This window comes from Marivita sp., from assembly GCF_022763305.1.
In the GTDB taxonomy this organism is placed as follows: Bacteria; Pseudomonadota; Alphaproteobacteria; order Rhodobacterales; family Rhodobacteraceae; genus Marivita.
The window spans coordinates 121,630-140,510 of record NZ_JALEGT010000079.1; the positions used below are offsets into that span (position 1 = coordinate 121,630).

The following is an 18,881-nucleotide window of genomic DNA, read 5'->3' on the forward strand; positions in this document are numbered from 1 at the left end:
CTGCGACACAAGGAAGGCCAACCAGACAGGAGCCCGCACCGCCATGACGCTTCCCGAGACCATGACCGCTGTCGAGATCACCACCCATGGCGGACCCGAGGTCCTGCAGCCCGTGACCGTTCCCGTGCCGACACCCAAGGCGGGGGAAATCCTGATCAAGGTCGCCTATGCCGGGGTCAACCGCCCCGACGCGCTGCAACGTGCGGGCCTCTATAACCCGCCGCCCGATGCCTCGCCCCTGCCCGGGCTCGAGGCCGCTGGAACCGTGGCGGCGGTTGGCCCCGGTGTTGCGCGCTGGAGCGTGGGCGATGCCGTGACGGCCCTGCTGCCCGGTGGCGGCTATGCGGAGTATGTCACCACCCATGCCGACCACGCCCTGCCGGTGCCCGAGGGCATGCCGATGGATCAGGCAGCCGCCCTCTGCGAGACGTTTTTTACCGTTTGGTCAAATGTCTTCCGACGCGGTGGATTGAAGGCCGGAGAGCGGCTCCTCGTGCATGGCGGATCGAGCGGCATTGGCACCACCGCGATCCAACTGGCGCATTTACGCGGCGCACGGGTGTTCACGACCGCCGGGTCGGCGGACAAGTGCAACGCCTGTCTGGCACTGGGGGCCGAGGCGGCGTGGAATTACCGCGAGGTGGATTTCGTCGATGCGATGCGCGCGATGGGCGGTGCGGATGTGATCCTCGACATGGTCGGCGGCGATTACCTGCCGCGCAACGTCAAGGCGCTGGCCGATGATGGTCGGCTGGTGCAGATCGCGTTCCTGCAAGGCCCGAAGGTCGAGATGAATTTCACCCAGATGATGACTCGGCGGCTGACCCTCACGGGATCGACCCTGCGGCCCCAGTCCGTTGCCGCCAAGGCCGCTATTGCACGCGATCTGGAGGCCGAGGTCTGGCCGCATCTGGCGTCTAGCCGCATCGCCCCGGTGATGGACAGCGCGTTTGCGCTGGCGGATGCGGCACAAGCCCATGCGCGGATGGAAGGGTCGACCCATATCGGGAAGATCGTGCTGACGGTCGGCTGACGCGAAGAGCTTTCGAAAGCTCTTCGCCACGGGCTGAAGCCGCGTCGACGCGGCTCTTACCCCGCAAACCCGATGGTTGCCTCGATGGCGCGCTTCCACGCACCATATCTCCGGTCCCGGGCCTCTGACGGCATGTCCGGCTCGAACCGGGCATCCACCGCCCATTGCGCGGCGAAGGCCTCCATGTCGGGCAGAACGCCTGCCTTGTAGCCTGCAAGCCACGCCGCCCCCATCGCGGTGGTTTCCAGCACCTTGGGTCTCTCGACGGGCGCGTCGATGATGTCTGACAGGAATTGCATCGTCCAGTCGGACGCGCTCATGCCGCCATCGACGCGCAGGGCGGTTTCGGATTGACCGGACCAGTCCGCCTTCATCGCCTCCAAGAGATCGCGGGTCTGGTATCCGACGCTTTCCAATGCCGCGCGCGCGAATTCCTCAGGGCCGGAATTGCGGGTCAGGCCGAAGATTGCGCCGCGGCATTCGGCGTTCCAGTAGGGTGCGCCGAGGCCTGTAAAGGCCGGAACAAGCACCACGTCCTGCGTGTCGTCGGCTTTCTCTGCCAAGGGCTGGGTCTCTTTCGCCTCTCGGATGATCTTGAGGCCGTCGCGCAGCCATTGCACCACCGCGCCCGCGATGAAGATCGACCCTTCGAGCGCGTAGGTCGGTTTGCCGTCCAACTGGTAGGCGATGGTCGTCAGAAGCCGGTTGGTCGAGGTCACCGGCGTGTCGCCCGTGTTCAGAAGCGCAAAACAGCCCGTGCCATAGGTGGATTTCAGCATCCCCGGCTTGAAGCACGCCTGCCCCACGGTCGCCGCCTGCTGGTCGCCCGCGATGCCGCAGATCGGGATGGCGCGGCCAAAGAGGTCGGGGCGGGTTTCGCCGAAATCGGCGGCGCAGTCCTTGACCTCGGGCAGCAGCGACATCGGGATCCCCAGCTTGTCGCAGATGGTCTTGGACCAGCGGCCTTTGCGGATGTCATAGAGCATGGTGCGGGCAGCGTTGGTGGCGTCGGTGACATGCACCTTGCCCCCCGTCAGGTTCCAGACAAGCCACGTATCCACAGTGCCGAAGGCCAGCTCGCCCGCCTCGGCCCGCGCGCGCACGCCGTCCACATTGTCGAGGATCCAAGCCAGTTTCGTGCCGCTGAAATACGGGTCCAGCAGCAGGCCGGTGCGGTCGGTCACGACGTCTTCGAAGCCTTCGGACTTGAGGCGCTTGCAGTGATCGGAGGTGCGACGGTCCTGCCAGACGATGGCGTTGAACACCGGCTTGCCGGTGACGCGGTCCCAGACCAGCGTGGTTTCGCGCTGGTTGGTGATGCCGATGGCGGCAATCTCGTCGGCCCCGACCGGGGCCTTCTCGATCGCGGCGCGGCAGGTGGCGGCAGTTGTGGACCAGAGGTCGGACGGGTCATGTTCGACCCAACCGCTTTGCGGGTAGTGCTGGGTGAATTCCTCCTGCGCCGAGGCGACAACGGTCAGGCTGGTGTCGAACAGAATGGCACGGGTCGAGGTGGTGCCCTGATCAATGGCAAGGATATGGGTCATGTGCGGCGGGCCTCCCTGGTGGTCCTGTCCCCCGGTTTCGTCCGGGAGATCGTCTGTCTGATGTCGGATCGCCCCATTCAACGGCATGGCGCGCCGGGGTCAAGCCCGGCCTCGGACGGCGTCATTCGGCGGCGTTGCGGCACGGCACGCGATGCGCGGCCATCCAGCGATCCAGGGCCGCGATCTGATCGGCGGTCAGACGCAGGCCGAGCTTGGTGCGGCGCCAGACGACGTCTTCGGCGGTGCGGGCGTATTCCTGCTCCATGAGCCAGCGCACTTCCGCCTCGGTCAGGGTGGCGCCGAATGCGCGGCCGAGGTCCTCGACAGCCCGCGCGTCACCAAGAACGGATGTGGCTTCCGTGCCGTAGGCGCGCACGAGGCGACGGGCCCAGACCGGACCGAGGAAGGGATAGGCGTCCTGCAGATCGGCCACGAGCCTGTCGAACCGCGCGACCGGGAAATCCCCGCCGGGCAAGGGCACACCTGCGGTCCAGGGAACCTTCACGTCCGATAGATGCTGCGCGATCTTGTCCAGCGCACTTTCCGCCAACCTGCGATAGGTCGTGATCTTGCCGCCAAAGATGTTGAGCACGGGCGCGCCGCCTGCCGTATCGACCTTGAGCGTGTAGTCGCGGGTGGCCGCTGTCGCGCTGGTGGCGCCGTCATCATAGAGCGGGCGCACCCCGGAATAGGTCCAGACCACATCTGCATCGGTCAGGTCCTGCTTGAAATAGCGGTTTGCAAAATCGAGCAGATAGGCCTGCTCTTTCGGCGTGCAGACGGGCGTGTTGGATGGATCGTCATGTTCGGCATCTGTGGTGCCGATCAGGGTGAAATCGGTCTCGTAGGGGATGGCAAAGATGATGCGTCCATCGGTGCCCTGAAAGAAGTAGCACTTGCCGTGATCGTAAAGCTTGCGCGTCACGATATGCGACCCGCGCACAAGGCGGACGCCTTCCTTTGAATTGAGCCGGGCCTTGGTCTGGATGATGTCCCCCACCCAGGGGCCACCGGCATTCACCAGCATCCGGGCCTGATGGGTGCGGGTTTCTCCTTTTTCGGTATTTTGCGTTTCGATGCGCCAGAGATCGCCTTCCCGGCTGGCCGACAGCACCTTGGTCCGCGTCAGGATCGTCGCACCGCGTGACTCGGCATCGCGCGCATTGAGCACGACGAGGCGGGAGTCCTCGACCCAGCAATCGGAGTATTCATAAGCCTTGGCAAAGCGATCCTGAAGCGGCGCGCCTTCCGGCGTGCCCGCAAGCGACAGGGTGGATGTGCCCGGAAGAATGTCCCTCCCCCCCAGAATGTCATACAGGAAAAGACCCAGTCGGATCAGCCAAGCCGGCCGGCGCCCCTTCATCCACGGCATCACACGGCTGAGCAGGCGCGAGGTCGGCGTTTCGCTTTCGAAGCGCATATCCGGATGATAGGGTAGAACAAAACGCATCGGCCAGCTGATATGCGGCATCGCCTTGAGCAGCACCTCGCGTTCGATCAGTGCCTCGCGAACAAGGCGGAACTCGAAATATTCGAGATAGCGCAACCCGCCATGAAAGAGCTTGGTCGAGGCCGAGGACGTTGCAGAGGCAAGGTCGTTCATCTCGGCGAGGGTGACGGACAGGCCGCGCCCGGCCGCATCGCGCGCGATGCCGCATCCGTTGATGCCGCCACCGATAATGAAGAGGTCCGTCGGTTCGCTCTGCTGGTCAACCATGCTGCACATCCTTTCCCGACCGGAGGAAACCCGGGCGCCTGTATGCGCCCTTGGACCCCGATCAGGCAAGGCGAATTTTTTCGTTTTTGTTCGCTTTTTGCCATGGCTCTGATTGCAAAGAACAATTGCCGCTAGGTTTTCGCGCCCCGGCCCCGCTATGATCGCGGAACCAACACCCAACCGATCCGACCTTTCGTGGAATCACGACGCGTCGGCCTCGCAGGACCGCTCAGAGGACCCCGGCTCCCATGTCCCACGCCTTTCGCCACCGTGAGATCCTCGACATTGCGCGCAAGGAGGGTCAGGTCACGGTCGAGGGACTTGCCCGGCATTTTGGCGTCACGCTGCAGACCATCCGGCGGGATCTTTCGGACCTTGCCGAGGACGGGCGTCTGGAACGGGTCCATGGCGGCGCGATGCTGCCGTCCAGCACGAGCAATATCGGGTACGAGCAGCGCCGCACGCTGAATGCGAAATCCAAGGCGGCGATGGCACGCGCCTGTGCCCAGCGCATCCCGAACAACATCTCGCTCTTTCTGAACATCGGCACCAGCACCGAAGCGGTGGCGCGCGAGTTGCGCAACCACCGCAACCTGCTCGTGATCACCAACAACATGAACGTCGCCAACATTCTGGCCGAAACGCAGGACTGCGAAGTGGTCGTGACCGGGGGCAACCTGCGCCGCGTCGATGGCGGTCTGGTGGGCAAGCTGGCAACCGACACCATCCTGCAGTTCAAGTTCGACCTTGCCGTCATCGGCTGTTCCGCGCTGGACCGGGATGGCGACCTTCTTGACTTTGACATCCAGGAGGTGGGCGTCAGTCAGGCGATCCTGCAGCAATCGCGCCGGACCTATCTGGTGGCGGACGCCTCCAAGCTCAAACGCAACGCGCCTGCGCGCATTGCGTCGCTGTCCGCGATCGGCACCATGTTCACCGACGCGCCGCTGCCCGGGGATCTGCCCGAGAAATGCGCCGCTTGGGATACCGAAGTGGTGGTTGCCCGGCCTTAAGCCCTGATCGGACGGGCCGCAGCCAGAAGGCCGTCGATGTCGAGATGCGCCTCCATATGCGCAGCAAGGTCGTTGAGCGTCCGGTCCACCGTGCGGGTGTAATCCGCCCCACCCGACGCATGCCCCATCTGGCGCAGGAAGGCCTGCCTGAACCCGCCATTGGCGAAGAGCCCGTGCAGGTAGGTCCCCATCACCCGCCCATTGCCGGACACCGCCCCATCGGGTGCATCACCAATCCGGGCGAAGGGTCGGGCACTGTCCGGGCCTATGGTCTGGCCGATATGGATCTCGTACCCGTCAAAGCCCGCTCCCGTCGGCACATGCACGGCATCCACGCGGGTCAGCGTCTTGCGCGGCTGCATCTCGGTTGTCACGTCCAGCAGCCCCAGCCCTTTCGTCGACCCCGCGTCCCCCTCCAACCCGTCGGGATCGTCGATGCGCGTGCCCAGCATCTGGTATCCGCCACAAATCCCCAGAACTCGGCCACCCCGCCGCAGATGCGCCTTAATGTCGATGTCCCAGCCCTGCGCGCGCAGGAAGGCCAGATCGGCGCGGGTGGATTTGGTGCCGGGCAGCACGATCAGATCGGCATCACCGGGCAGCGCCTGCCCGGGCGGCACCATGGTCAGGCGGATTTCCGGTTCGGCCTTGAGCGGATCGAGATCGTCGAAATTGGCGATCCGAGACAGCATCGGACAGGCGATGTGGAACCCCTGCCCGCCACTGGTCTCGGCCAGTTCCACGGCATCCTCGGCAGGCAACAGATGCGCCGCGTCGAACCACGGCAGGACGCCATATCCCGTCCAGCCGGTGTGGTCTTCGATGGCGCGGTAGCCGTCTTCGAACAGGGATACGTCCCCGCGAAACTTGTTCACCAGAAACCCGGCAACCTGCGCCACATCTTCGTCGGTCATCACCGCGCGTGTGCCGACGATCTGCGCGATCACCCCGCCCCGGTCGATGTCGCCGGCAACGATCACCGGCACATCCGCGGCACAGGCAAAACCCATATTGGCGATGTCACCGCGCCGCAGGTTGACCTCGGCCGGGCTGCCCGCGCCTTCGACAAGGATCAGATCGGCAGTCTTGGCAAGGGTGTGAAAGCTGTCCAGCACCACATCCAGCAACACGCCCCGATCCTCGCGAAAGCGGCGTGCCTCAAGCCAGCCGCGCACTTGGCCTTGCACGATGACCTGCGATCCCCGATCGCTTTCGGGCTTGAGAAGAACCGGATTCATATGCACCGACAGATCGCGCCCGCAGGCAATGGCCTGCAGCGCCTGCGCGCGGCCAATCTCGCCCCCATCGGCGGTCACGGCGGCGTTGTTCGACATGTTCTGCGGCTTGAACGGCGCCACGGACAACCCACGCAGATGCGCCGCGCGGCAGAGACCGGCCACCAGCATGGACTTGCCGACATTCGACCCGGTGCCCTGGATCATCAGCGCGCGCGGAGTGGTCGTGGTGGTCATGCGCAGCCCTCAAGCCTTCTGTGCTGCGCCCGCCTACTGTGTTCGCGGCGGCGTGTCGATGGGTCGGATCACATCCGCAGATCACGCAGAGAGCCGCGCATCTGCACGCTGCACTCCAGCTCAAGGGACACGCCCGCGCTGCGTTTTTCCACCATGTCGATCAGCGCCTCGGCCGCCCTGCGCCCCATGTCGCGATGCGGCACATGCACTGTGGTAATCTGCGGCGTGACGATCCGGGCAAGTTCGATGTCGTCGAACCCGGTGATCGAGACATCCTCGGGCACCGAAAGCCCAATCTCGCGCGCGCCGCGCAGCGCCCCGACGGCCAGAACGTCATTGCCGCACATGATCACGGTTGGTGGGGTTTCGGCCTGCATCAGGGTGCGCAGCGCCGCAGCCCCGTTGTCGATCTCGTAGGGGGTTTCGATCACGCGCAATGCGTCCGGATCAAGCCCCCCCTCGGCCAAAGCCTCGCGCAGCCCCGCCACACGCGCAGCCGCCCGGTCATTGCCATCGGTGATCCCCGAGACCATGGCAATGCGCCGGTGGCCGAAGGCGATGACCTGCCGCGCCAGCGCGCGCATGGCGCTGCGGTTGTCGAACCCCACGGTGGGCTGTGTGCCGTTGGGCCGGTAGACCCAGGACGCCAGCACCGGAATGGACCGGGCGCGGAGATAGTTGTAGATCGCCGGATCGCGGTCATGGCCGATGAGCAGCAACCCATCCGCCCCCCGCGCGACAAGGGCGCGGATCTGCTCTTCCTCGATCTGCGGCTGGTAGGCCGAGCTGGCGACAAGCAGGGTATACCCCCGCGTGTGCAGTTCCTCCTGGAAGGTCTGAAGCCCACGCGCAAAGATCGCGTTGTCCATGGTCGGGATGATCGCGCCGATGGTGAAGGTGCGCTTGGCCGCCATGACCCGCGCGCCGAAATTGGGCGTGTAGCCCAAGGCCTCGACTGCGGCCATGACCCGTGTCCGGGTCTGTTCGACCACCCGTTCGGGCGAATTCAGGCAGCGCGACACAGTCGCCGTCGACACGCCAGCCGCGCGGGCCACGTCGTCGAGGGTGGGCACGGTGCTCGCGTCCGCCATGGATCTCCTTTCCTGCGCTGAACGGCGTCGACTGCAGGCCAGACAAAGCCGAAAAACCGCTTTGCACAAGATGTAAGCGATTGCATGGCGCAAATGCAAGCGCTTACACTGACCCCAGAATCACACCCGCCGTCCGGTTTTCGAGTGGGGTCCCGCCGCATGTATACCGTCCTTGCGACGGCTCTGGTTGTTCTGCCAAGTGGCAGTCCACGGGCCGGGTCACGACGGGCGCGCAGAGACACCGACGCCGGACATAAACGAACAGGACACCCCGACGATGACACGAGACTACCTGAAAAAAGCGACCCTGACGGCGAAATCGGACGCGTCCGAAGTGCATGAAACGGTCAAGACCATCCTTGTCGACATCGAGGTGGGTGGCGACGCCAAGGCGATGGAGTACGCAAGGAAGTTCGACCAGTACGAGGGCAATGTCCTGCTGACGCCCGACGACATCGACGCGGCCTGCGCGCTGGTTCCGGAAAAGCTCAAGCGCGACATCCAGTTCTCGCATGACAACGTCAAACGCTTTGCCGAAGCGCAAAAGGCCACCGTGTCGGATGTCGAGGTGGAGATCGTGCCGGGCATGATCGCCGGTCAGAAGGCGATCCCGGTGGATGCGGCAGGTTGCTATGTGCCCGGTGGCCGTTACAGCCACATCGCGTCCGCCATCATGACCGTGACCACCGCCAAGGTCGCGGGCTGCCGCCACATCACCGCCTGTTCGCCGCCCCGCCCCGGTGTCGGCATCGCGCCCGCCATCGTCTACGCCGCGCATATCTGCGGTGCGGACAAGATCATGGCGATGGGCGGCGTGCAGGGTGTGGCTGCAATGACCTTTGGTCTGTTCGGTCTGCCAAAGGCCAACATCCTTGTCGGCCCCGGCAACCAGTTCGTTGCCGAAGCCAAGCGCATCCTGTTTGGCCGCGTCGGCATCGACATGATCGCGGGACCCACAGACAGTCTGATCCTGGCCGACAAGACCGCTGACGCGCATATCGTGGCAACCGACCTCGTGAGTCAGGCGGAACATGGCTACAACTCTCCCGTCTGGCTGGTGACGGATGACCGCGCGCTGGCGGAAAAGGTGATGGAGCTGGTCCCCGGCCTAATCGCCGACCTGCCGGAGGTGAACAGCCAGAACGCCGCCGCCGCATGGCGCGACTATGCCGAGGTGATCGTCTGCTCCGACCGCGAGGCGATGGCCGCCTGTTCCGACGAATACGCCCCCGAACACCTGACGGTGCAGGCCGAGGATCTGGATTGGTGGCTCAATCGCCTGACCTGCTACGGCTCGCTATTCCTTGGCGAGGAAACCACCGTGTCCTATGGCGACAAGGCGACCGGCACCAACCATGTGCTGCCAACTTCGGGTGCCGCCAGCTATACGGGCGGTCTGTCGGTGCACAAATACATGAAGATCGTCACCTGGCAGCGCGCCACCCGCGAAGGGTCGCGTGCCATTGCCGAAGCGACGGCCCGCATCTCCCGCCTCGAAGGCATGGAGGGCCATGCCCGCGCGGCGGATGTGCGTCTTGCCAAGTACTTCCCCGGCGTGAATTTCGACCTGACCGCCGATGGCTGATATGGACAGACTGTTCCACCTTGGCGGCAAGGTGGCCGTCGTCACCGGTGCCAGTTCCGGCCTCGGTCGGCGCGCAGCACTGGCACTAGGTGCGGCCGGCGCGATGGTGGTGGGTGTCGCGCGGCGGCAGGCCGAACTGGAGAGCCTGTGTCGGGAGATCGGCTTTGCGGCGGCCTATGTCGTGGGCGACGTGACCGACCGCGACGGCCTTCCCGCGCTTGTCGAAGCGATTTCGACGCCGTTCGGCCCACCCGACATCGTGGTGCACGCAGCCGGGATCAACACCCGTGAGGCGGCAGATGACGTTACAGCCGAGGGCTGGGACATGACCCTATCGCTGAACCTGTCAGCCCCGTTCTTCCTATCGCAGGCCTTGGTGCCCGCGATGAAGGCAAAAGGCTGGGGCCGGATCGTCAACTTCGCCTCGCTCCAAACCACGCGCGCCTTTCCGGGCGGCATCGCCTATGGCGCTACCAAAGGGGGGATCGCCCAACTGACCCGCGCCATGGCCGAGGCGTGGTCGCCGCACGGCATCACCGCCAATGCCATCGGTCCGGGGTTCTTTCCGACCGAACTTACGCAGGCGGTGTTTTCCGACCCCGACCGCGCGGCACGGAATGCGGCGCAGACCTGCATCGGGCGGAATGGCCGGATGGAGGATATCGACGGCCCGATCCTGTTCCTCTGCTCGGACGCATCGGCCTATGTCACGGGGCAGGTTCTCATGGTGGACGGAGGGTTTACCGCGAAATGAAGGCGCTGATGTACGAAGGTGTCGAAACGCTGGCCTATCGGGAGGTGCCCGACATCACGGCGCGCGAGGGGGAACACTTGATCCGGATCGCGGCGGTGGGGATCTGCGGGTCCGACATGCACGCCTATCTGGGTCACGATGCCCGCCGCCCCGCCCCGCTGATCCTTGGGCACGAGGCGGCAGGTGTGGTTCAGGGTGGGCCGATGGATAGCACCCGCGTGACAATCAATCCGCTTGTGACCTGCGGCACCTGCCCCGCCTGCACAAGCGCGCGGGAGAACCTTTGCCCCACGCGCCAGATCATCTCGATGGAGCCGCGACCGGGCGCCTTTGCGCAATACGTCTCGATGCCCGCGTCGAACCTTGTCACCGTGCCGGACGCGGTCCCTTTGGACAAAGCGGCACTGGCCGAACCCTTGGCCGTAAGCTGGCACACCGCCCGGCTGGCCCTGACGGCGCTGCATCCGTCGATGGAGCGCCGGGCGCTTGTGCTGGGTGGAGGTGCCATCGGGCTCGCGGCATCGCTCGCGCTCAAGGCGATGGGGGTTGAGGCCGTCACGATTGTCGAACCCAACCCGACACGCCGCGGCTTCCTGACCGACACCTGCGGAGAAACCGCCTTGGCCGACCCGGACGGGATGTATCCCCTGATCATCGACGCCGTGGGCTATGCCGCCACCCGCGCGGCGGCCTCGGCCCATGCGCAACCCGGGGGCGTCATCGGTCATGTGGGCCTTGGCGAGGACACAGGCGGTCTCGATGTGCGTCGCATGACGCTGCAGGAGATCACCTTCATCGGCACCTACACCTACACCGGGCAGGATTTCCGCGACACCGCTCAGGCGATTTTTGACGGACGGCTTGGCCCGCTTGACTGGTTCCAGACCCGCCCGCTGGCCGGCGGCGCGGCCGCCTTTCACGATCTGCACCACGGCGCGGTTGCCACACCGAAGATCATCCTTGATCCTTGGGCCTGACCCAACCCCGACAGGAGACCTGACATGTACAAGAAGATCCTCGTTCCCATGGCTCTGGACCACGGCATTTCGCCTCTGACCCTGCAGATCGCGCGGGTTCTGGCCTCGGACGGGGCCGAGATCACGGCCCTGCATGTCTACGAAGCGCCGCAGGGCACGGTCAGCGCCTATGTCGATGACGCGGTCATGAAGGCCGGGTTCGAGCGCGCCCGCGAACGTCTGCATGAAAAGCTGCAAGGTCTGGACGGCATCACCCCTGCCCTTGTCAAAGGACACTCGGCCCGCACGATCATCGACTATGCCGCGCAGCATGGCACCGACTGCATCGTCATCGGATCGCACAAACCGGGGCTGAGCGACTTCTTTCTCGGCTCCACCGCCGCACGGGTTGTGCGTCACGCGCCCTGCGCGGTGCATGTGCATCGCAACGGCGAGTGACCCAAGCCAGCGCCCGGCGGCGTCGGGCGTTTACTGAACGGAAATCGGTTTGGACTTTTCTTTGACCAGAGTCTCGTCCTTCTGAACGACCAAGGTCCGCGTCGGGAAAGGAATGTCGACCCCTGCCTTGTCCAGCGCCTCTTTCACCTTGCGCTTCATGTCGGCCTGATACTGGAAATAAACCGAGGCATCGCACCAGACGCGCACAAGGAAATCGACGCTGCTGCTGTTGAGGTTGTTGACCTGGATAAACGGCTCCGGCTCGTGATGCGACCGGGGGTCGGACATGATCGTGTCGCGGATCACCCGCTCGGCATCCGCAAGATTGGCGCCATAGCCCACACCGAACTCCCATTCCGCGCGGCGCGTCTTGTAGCCGGAGTAATTCTTGATTGTGTTGCCCCAGACCTCGGAATTCGGAACCACAACCTTCACGTTCCCGATATCCGCGATCTCGGTATAGTTCAGGGTGATCTCCTTGACCGTACCGACCACATCGTTGACCTGCACGAAATCGCCGTTCTTCAAAGGCCGGAACAGGATCAGCATCACCCCCGCCGCGACGTTCGACAGCGTGCCCTGCAGGGCAAGACCAATCGCCAGACCGGCCGCACCGATGACCGCAACAACCGAGGTCGTCCGAACGCCGAAGGTGTTGAGCACAAACAGCGCCGTAAAGGCGAGGATCGTATATCGCGCGATATTGCCGAAGAACACGAAGAGCGTATCGTCAAGGCTCGCATGCATCGACCCGATCCGGGTGATCCGGCGGCTGAGGACGCTGGAGATGGTGAAGCCGATGACAAGGATCAGTGTTGCCGCAATGGCATTGCCCAGCAATGACAGCATCGCCTCGAGCGTCAGAAGGTCGGCAAAGGACCGGCCATTGTAGATCTCCATCGTGAAAATGGCGGCGATCTGGTCCCAGACGCTGGTGGCGACAGCTTCAACTTCTTCCATGCGGATCAGTCCTCATCTTGCATGCGTTTTGCGCGGCTCGCGGCCACGGTTGACTGATGCAACGCGAAACCGCCGATCCGGTTCCCGGGGTTCTGCGAAATACTTGAACTTGACCATCCGTTAAAAAAACAGCCCAAGGCGAACCCCGGGCCGTTCTTTCAAAAGTCCGTCGTGTCAGGCCGCCTCGGGGGCCTCTTTCGCTCCGGTCATGAACGCCACCGCATCGGACATGGTGTAGTCCTTGGGGTCGATCACGCAGAGCCGTTTGCCCAGACGGTGCACATGGATGCGGTCGGCCACTTCGAACACGTGCGGCATGTTGTGACTGATCAGGATGATCGGAATGCCACGCGATTTCACGTCCTGGATCAGTTCCAGCACCTTGCGGCTTTCCTTCACGCCCAGCGCCGCTGTCGGCTCGTCAAGGATGATGACTTTCGATCCGAAGGCTGCCGCGCGGGCGACGGCCACCCCCTGACGCTGACCGCCCGACAGGGTTTCCACCGCCTGATTGATGTTCTGGATGGTCATCAGCCCCAGATCCGACAGCTTGTCCCGCGCCATCTTTTCCATCGCCGGACGGTCGAGCTGGCGCAGCCACTTGCCCCGCCAGCCGGGTTTGCGGATTTCCCGGCCCATGAACATATTGTCGGCAATCGACAGGGCGGGCGACATGGCGAGTGTCTGGTAGACGGTTTCGATCCCCGCTTCCCGTGCCTCGATGGGAGAGGAAAAGCGCACCTCCTTGCCTTCGAGCGTCACGGTGCCTTCGTCCGGGATCACCGCGCCCGAGATCGCCTTGATGAGCGAGCTTTTCCCGGCCCCGTTGTCTCCGATCACCGCGAGGATTTCCCCCGGCATCAGATCGAAGTCGCAATTGTCCAGAGCAGTCACACGTCCGTAGCGTTTGACGAGGCCACGGCCTTTCAAAATCGGTTCCATCAGGCTGCCACCTTTCTGATCCACTGGTCCACGGCCACGGCGGCGATGATGAGCACACCGATCAAGAGGAAGGTCCATTGCGCATCCGCTCCGGCCAGACGCAGGCCCAGCGTGAACACACCCACGATCAGCGCACCGAAGAAGGTGCCGAGGATCGACCCGCGCCCCCCGAAAAGCGAGATGCCTCCAATCACCACGGCGGTGATGCTTTCGATGTTGAGAAGCTGACCCGAGGTTGGCGACACCGACCCGATGCGCCCGATCAGGGCCCAGCCGGCGAAGGCGCAGATCAGACCGGCCAGAGCATAGACGGAAATCAGCGTTGCCTTGACGTTGACGCCCGCCAGTTCCGCCGCCTCGGGATCGTCACCCACCGCATAGACATGGCGGCCCCATGCGGTGTGACGCAGGACGAAGGCCAGCACGAGCACGAGCAGCACCATGAACACAACGCCCAGCGTAAAGACGGCACCGCCCACTTCGAACTTGGCGCCCATGATCTGCAGAAGCGGTGCCTGCTCCGCGATCTCCTGCGAGCGGATGGTTTCGTTCTGCGAGTACAGGAAGTTTGCCGCCAGCACGATCTGCCACATGCCCAGCGTCACGATGAACGGCGGCAGTTTCATCTGCGCCACCAGCCAGCCGTTCAGCGCCCCGATGGCGGTGCCCAGTGCCAGCCCGCAGACAACGGCGATGCCCGGCGGCAGGCCGTAGCGGAAGGCGAACTGCCCCATCACCACCGAAGAGATCACCGCGATGGCCCCGACGCTCAGGTCGATGCCCTTGGTCAGGATCACCAGCGATTGTGCGGCAGCGACGATGCCGACGATCTGCACCTGCTGCAGGATCAGCGTCAGCGCGAAGGGCGAAAAGAACCGTGTCCCCAGCAGAAGGCCGAAAATGATGATCGCCGAGACAAGCACGATCAGCGGCACCAGCGCCGGGGTCGTGTGCAGGGCGTGGTGGAACCGGTCGATCAGGCTTTTGTCGCGCCCGCCAAAGGACGCGATTTCAGCGCTCGCCTTGCCGACAACCGATTCATAATTGTCTGATGATGGCATTGAATCCTCCCTCACGAAGAAACGGGTCGTTCTTGTGAAAAGGGCGGGTCGGTACCCGCCCTTTCCCTGACTGTTCATTCAGATGGGTTCAGGATCAACCCCAGCAGAGGTTGGTGCCTTCGGTGGTGTCGATGGACTCGACCCCGTCGACCGGCTTGTCGGTCACAAGCGCCACGCCGGTGTCGAAGAAGTCCTTGCCTTCGGTGGCCGACGGCTTCGTGCCGTCCGCGGCCCATGCGGCAATCGCCTCGATGCCCTTGGAGGCCATCAGCAGCGGGTACTGCTGCGAGGTTGCGCCGATCACGCCGTCCTTGACGTTCTGGATGCCGGGGCAGCCACCGTCGACCGACACGATCAGCACGTCGTTTTCACGGCCAATCGCCTTGAGCGCCTCATAGGCACCGGCAGCGGCGGGTTCGTTGATGGTGTGCACGACGTTGATCATCGGGTCTTTCGCCAGCAGGTTCTCCATCGCGCGGCGGCCGCCCTCTTCGTTGCCGTCGGTTACGTCGGAGCCCACGATGCGCGGGTCGGTTTCGTCGCCGATCACGTTCGGGTCAGCCAGATCGATGCCGAAGCCCTGCAGGAAGCCCTGGTTGCGCAGCACGTCCACGGTCGGCTGGCTGACGTTCAGGTCGAGCGTTGCGATCTTGGCATTTGCCGCATCGTCCCCCAGAGCGGCGCGCGCCCACTGACCGATAAGCTGACCGGCAAGGAAGTTGTCGGTGGCAAAGGTCATGTCCGCGGCGTCGATCGGATCAAGCGGGGTGTCGAGCGCGATCACGAGGATGCCCGCATCCCGTGCCTGCTGCACGGCAGGGACGATGGACGAGGTGTCGGACGCGGTGAGCAGGATGCCCTTGGCGCCATTGGCGATGCAAGTCTCGATGGCTGCGACCTGTGTTTCGTGGTCGCCGTCGATCTTGCCGGCATAGCTGTTGAGCGTGATGCCCAGCTCTTCCGCCTTGGCGGTGGCACCTTCGCGCATCTTCACGAAGAACGGGTTGGTGTCCGTCTTGGTGATGAGGCAGGCGCTCACGCCGTGACCGGCAGCAAAGGCCGCGCCGGACATGGAGGCCAGTGCAATGGCCGAGCTCAGCAGTAGTTTCTTCATGGTTTCCTCCCAGAAATCGTCAGTTTTGCAATCGCGCGGACCGTGACCAGACCGCCCTCCCCTGCCTGCATGGATTGCTGCAGGTTGGCGATGAAAAGGCCAGATTCTATTTGGCCTGTCAATAAATAAATAAACTTTATTTATTAAATGGCCTCTGCCATGATTGCCTGTGCGTGGAGGAGGAGTAAGGTCGCGGTCATGGACGGCGGAAAGATCAGGGGAGCAAGTGGTGGCGTAAACCAGAGCGGTGTACGCAACCATAACGAACGCTTGCTGCTTTCGATGCTTCAGCGCCGGGGCGGTATGGCCGGGATCGACCTTGCGCGCCTGACCGGATTGTCGCCGCAGACCGTGTCCGTGATCTTTCGCAAGCTGGAACAGGACGGGTTCCTGCGCCGGGGTGATCCGGTGCGCGGAAAGGTGGGCAAACCGTCCATCCCGATGGAACTGTCGCCCGATGGCGTGCTGTCCCTGGGCCTCAAGATCGGGCGGCGCAGCGCCGAGCTTCTGCTGCTCGACTTCACCGGCAACGTGCGCGCGCAGGTCAGCACCGGCTATCCCTACCCCCTGCCCGACGAGGTGTTCACCTTTCTCGAAGAGGGCATGGCATCGCTGCTTGCGGACCTGTCGGAAGACGCGCTGGACCGGGTCTGCGGCATCGGCATCGCCGCACCGTTCGAGTTGTGGAAATGGAACGACCTGATCGGTGCACCGTCACAGCGGTTCAAATCGTGGAAGGATCTGGATTTCGCGGAACAGGTGGCGCGCTTCACGGACCTGCCGGTCTTTGTGGTGAACGACGCCACTGCGGCCTGTCGTGCCGAACACCTCTACGGGCGCACGCACGACTTCCGCGACTGGGCGTATTTCTTCATCGGCTCTTTTGTCGGCGGCGGCGTTGTCGTCAATGACACCGTGTTCGAGGGAAATCAGGGGAATGCCGGGGCGCTCGGGTCCCTGCGCAGCACGGGGCCTTTGGGGGAAAGCCAGCAATTGATCGACGTGGCGTCGATCCATCTGCTCGAGGGGCGGCTGGTTCAGGCCGGGATCGACCCCCGTGTGCTCTGGCATCAACCACAGGACTGGACCGATCTCAGCCGCTATGTGGAACCCTGGATCGGGGAAACCGCGCAGGAGCTGGCCAAGGCGTCCCTGTCGGTCTGCGCCGTGATCGACTTCGAGGCGGTGCTGATTGATGGCGCTTTCCCTGCGGCAGTTCGGATCGAACTGGTGGAACGGGTGCGGCGGTATCTGGCCAATCAGGACACGCGCGGCCTGATCCCGCCGTTGATCGAACCGGGCAGCGTGGGCGGCAATGCGCGGGCCATTGGTGCAGCCAGCAGTCCGATCTTCACGCAGTTCCTGCTCAACACAAATGCGGGGTTGGCGGCTTTTTGACCATTTGGTCAAAAAAGCCCTTTGTCGATCAGCGCGCGTTCAAGACCCGGTGGCGGGTCGATGGCGAAGGTGTCCTGCAGGCAGGCGATCAGGTCGCTGGGGGTTTGCAAAACCTCGGCCTCGGGTGCCCTGCCCTTTGCAAATCTGCGAAACGTTCCGCCCTCAAGCACCAACCGCGTGTCGTCGATATGGCGGGTGACGATCAGGGAGCGGGTGAAGAGCGATCCCGGCAAGGTCGCCGCCAGCCAGTTGCCGACCTGAACGTCCGACATCGTGGTCACTTCGTCGGTAAAGGCATAGAGATCCCGCCAGTTGCCCTCTGCCACCTGCCGGGACAGGACGGTGCCCAGAGCCTGCCGCGCTTCGGTGCGAAGGTTCTCAGTTTCGGAGCCCAGCAGATGCGGTCCGGTCGGCCCCGGACCGCCAAACCCCACATCGACCAGATACTCGCGGCCCTCCAACGTGACGAGGCAGAGGCAATGGCTGCGCGGGCCGGGTACGTCCCGCTGCCACAGCACCCGCGCCATGCGCAGACGGGCGTCGAAGCCCAAGGCGCGAAGTCCCGCACAAAGGAGCGGGTTCAACTCGACGCAATACCCGCCGCGGCGCTGGTGCAGGATCTTCGCCGTCAGCGCATCCGAGTCGAGCTCGGGGACGTCGCCGCAGAAAACGGTCAGGTTCTCGAACGGGATACGGTCGAGATGCGCGCGGGTGATCGTGGTCAGGCTGTCCAGCGTCACCGGAAGATCCGAGGGCAATCCCAGACGGGACAGCCATGCATCGCGCATATCGTTGGACGCGGGCTCCACCGACGCGGTCAGCTTTCGACCGGGGGGGTGCCGTGGGTGTGGAAGGTCTCGATCGTCTTGAGCCCCCAGGCCTGTCCCTTCTTGCGTTCATCCTCGGTCCAGGTGACGGTTTCCCAATCCGGCTGCAGGATCAGCCGCGCGCCGGCATTGGCCAGTTCCACCCGGTTGCCCGCCGGTTCCCAGACATAGAGGAAGAACGTCCCCTGAATGGCGTGTTTGTGCGGGCCGGTTTCGATATGGACGCCGTTCTCCAGAAAGATGTCAGCCGCGCGCAGGATGTCTTCTCGCTGGTCGGTGGCGTAGGTCACATGGTGCAACCGGTTGCTGCCGCGCCCGTGCTCTTCGGTGCAGGCCAGATCGTAGGTCTTGTTGTTGATGGTGAACCAGCACCCGCCAAGACGCCCGTTGTTCAGACGGATCTGTTCGGTCACGCGGCTTCCCAGACAGGTCTGCATGAAGTCGCGGAACTGGGTCACGTCCTCGGCCAACAGGTTCAGGTGATCGAGCCTGCGCGGAGACACACCCTGTGCGTGAAATCGGCTCGACATGTTCTTGAGTGCGGGCTTGTCGTTCTCGGGCGGGTCGTACTTCACCGTGTCCCAGTAAAGCTCGAACACATGGCCGAACGGGTCCTCGAACCTGAATGCCCGCCCATGGCCCAGATCGCCCTCGACCCAGCCATGAATCTTGTAACCCGACGCCTCGATCACCTTGACCCGTCGTTCCAGCGCCGCCTCGGAGGACACGCGGTAGCCGATATGGGCGACCCCTGTCGTGTCGGATTTGGTGAGCTTGAGTGTATGGAATTCGTAATCGTCCCACGCGCGCAGATAGGCGCTGTCGCCGTCGAGCGCCGACAGTTTCAACCCATACACCCGCGTGAAGAAATCGAGACTCTCGTCAAACCTGTTTGTCAGGACCTCCACATGGCCGAGATGGGCAACGTCAAAGCAGGGTTCGGTCATAAGCG

17 protein-coding genes are annotated in these 18,881 nt (G+C 64.0%); 7 read left to right on the forward strand and 10 right to left on the reverse strand.

Annotated features, from left to right (window positions below; translation table 11 throughout):
* The first annotated feature begins 43 nt into the window (after nt 1-43).
* Nucleotides 44-1,033: an NAD(P)H-quinone oxidoreductase gene (locus MRY75_RS15355; RefSeq protein WP_292308877.1), complete on the forward strand. Its 990-nt coding sequence runs from the start codon at nt 44-46 to the stop codon at nt 1,031-1,033.
* A gap of 56 nt (nt 1,034-1,089) precedes the next feature.
* Here MRY75_RS15355 and glpK read toward each other — a convergent pair whose 3' ends face one another.
* The gene (gene glpK, locus MRY75_RS15360) at nt 1,090-2,580 is read right to left on the reverse strand and encodes a glycerol kinase GlpK (RefSeq protein ID WP_292308878.1); all 1,491 of its coding nucleotides are present in this window, start codon (nt 2,578-2,580) and stop codon (nt 1,090-1,092) included.
* A gap of 121 nt (nt 2,581-2,701) precedes the next feature.
* Complete coding sequence (gene glpD / locus MRY75_RS15365) at nt 2,702-4,297, reverse strand: glycerol-3-phosphate dehydrogenase (RefSeq protein ID WP_292308879.1); 1,596 nt, start codon at nt 4,295-4,297, stop codon at nt 2,702-2,704.
* Nucleotides 4,298-4,545: 248 nt separating this feature from the next.
* Here glpD and MRY75_RS15370 point away from each other — a divergent pair, with 248 nt between their 5' ends.
* Nucleotides 4,546-5,310 carry a DeoR/GlpR family DNA-binding transcription regulator gene (locus tag MRY75_RS15370; protein ID WP_292308880.1) on the forward strand — a complete coding sequence of 255 codons (765 nt, stop codon included), beginning with the start codon at nt 4,546-4,548 and terminating at the stop codon, nt 5,308-5,310.
* Here MRY75_RS15370 and MRY75_RS15375 read toward each other — a convergent pair.
* Nucleotides 5,307-6,782, reverse strand: coding sequence for a cobyric acid synthase (locus MRY75_RS15375; protein WP_292308881.1), 1,476 nt, complete (start codon nt 6,780-6,782; stop codon nt 5,307-5,309). The genes MRY75_RS15370 and MRY75_RS15375 overlap by 4 nt on opposite strands.
* 68 nt (nt 6,783-6,850) lie before the next feature.
* Nucleotides 6,851-7,873 (reverse strand): LacI family DNA-binding transcriptional regulator, encoded by a 1,023-nt coding sequence (locus MRY75_RS15380; protein WP_292308882.1) that lies wholly within the window; start codon nt 7,871-7,873, stop codon nt 6,851-6,853.
* Nucleotides 7,874-8,150: 277 nt separating this feature from the next.
* Here MRY75_RS15380 and hisD point away from each other — a divergent pair, with 277 nt between their 5' ends.
* The 4 genes from hisD to MRY75_RS15400 are packed head-to-tail and all read left to right on the forward strand — an operon-like array spanning nt 8,151 to nt 11,627.
* A complete protein-coding gene (gene hisD / locus MRY75_RS15385) occupies nt 8,151-9,458 on the forward strand; it encodes a histidinol dehydrogenase (RefSeq protein ID WP_292308883.1) in 1,308 nt (435 codons plus the stop codon).
* Nucleotides 9,451-10,212 carry an SDR family oxidoreductase gene (locus MRY75_RS15390; RefSeq protein WP_292308884.1) on the forward strand — a complete coding sequence of 254 codons (762 nt, stop codon included), beginning with the start codon at nt 9,451-9,453 and terminating at the stop codon, nt 10,210-10,212. Before hisD ends, MRY75_RS15390 begins: the two co-directional genes overlap by 8 nt.
* Nucleotides 10,209-11,189 (forward strand): alcohol dehydrogenase catalytic domain-containing protein, encoded by a 981-nt coding sequence (locus tag MRY75_RS15395; RefSeq protein ID WP_292308885.1) that lies wholly within the window; start codon nt 10,209-10,211, stop codon nt 11,187-11,189. The genes MRY75_RS15390 and MRY75_RS15395 overlap by 4 nt, the downstream gene beginning before the upstream one ends.
* Before the next feature lie 24 nt (nt 11,190-11,213).
* Complete coding sequence (locus tag MRY75_RS15400; RefSeq protein ID WP_292308886.1) at nt 11,214-11,627, forward strand: universal stress protein; 414 nt, start codon at nt 11,214-11,216, stop codon at nt 11,625-11,627.
* Nucleotides 11,628-11,657: 30 nt separating this feature from the next.
* Here MRY75_RS15400 and MRY75_RS15405 read toward each other — a convergent pair whose 3' ends face one another.
* The 4 genes from MRY75_RS15405 to MRY75_RS15420 all read right to left on the reverse strand — a co-directional run bounded on the left by MRY75_RS15405 (nt 11,658) and on the right by MRY75_RS15420 (nt 15,704).
* Complete coding sequence (locus tag MRY75_RS15405; RefSeq protein WP_292308934.1) at nt 11,658-12,527, reverse strand: mechanosensitive ion channel family protein; 870 nt, start codon at nt 12,525-12,527, stop codon at nt 11,658-11,660.
* Nucleotides 12,528-12,761: 234 nt separating this feature from the next.
* Nucleotides 12,762-13,529: an ATP-binding cassette domain-containing protein gene (locus tag MRY75_RS15410; protein WP_292308887.1), complete on the reverse strand. Its 768-nt coding sequence runs from the start codon at nt 13,527-13,529 to the stop codon at nt 12,762-12,764.
* On the reverse strand, nt 13,529-14,590 hold the full coding sequence (locus tag MRY75_RS15415) for an ABC transporter permease (RefSeq protein ID WP_292308888.1): 1,062 nt from the start codon (nt 14,588-14,590) through the stop codon (nt 13,529-13,531). The genes MRY75_RS15410 and MRY75_RS15415 overlap by 1 nt, the downstream gene beginning before the upstream one ends.
* Nucleotides 14,591-14,684: 94 nt before the next feature.
* The gene (locus MRY75_RS15420) at nt 14,685-15,704 is read right to left on the reverse strand and encodes a sugar ABC transporter substrate-binding protein (protein WP_292308889.1); all 1,020 of its coding nucleotides are present in this window, start codon (nt 15,702-15,704) and stop codon (nt 14,685-14,687) included.
* Nucleotides 15,705-15,902: 198 nt separating this feature from the next.
* On the opposite strand from MRY75_RS15420, the gene MRY75_RS15425 reads away from it, so the two are divergent.
* Nucleotides 15,903-17,102 carry an ROK family transcriptional regulator gene (locus MRY75_RS15425; RefSeq protein ID WP_292308890.1) on the forward strand — a complete coding sequence of 400 codons (1,200 nt, stop codon included), beginning with the start codon at nt 15,903-15,905 and terminating at the stop codon, nt 17,100-17,102.
* An 8-nt stretch (nt 17,103-17,110) separates the two neighbouring features.
* Here the strand turns inward: MRY75_RS15425 and MRY75_RS15430 are convergent, their stop codons facing one another.
* Together MRY75_RS15430 and MRY75_RS15435 are read right to left on the reverse strand one after the other, a co-directional pair.
* Nucleotides 17,111-17,890, reverse strand: a complete 780-nt coding sequence (locus MRY75_RS15430) for an arylamine N-acetyltransferase (protein WP_292308891.1) — start codon at nt 17,888-17,890, stop codon at nt 17,111-17,113.
* A gap of 29 nt (nt 17,891-17,919) precedes the next feature.
* Entirely contained in the window at nt 17,920-18,876 is a 957-nt protein-coding gene (locus tag MRY75_RS15435) for a VOC family protein (protein ID WP_292308892.1), read from the reverse strand.
* Between the last annotated feature and the right edge of the window lie 5 nt (nt 18,877-18,881).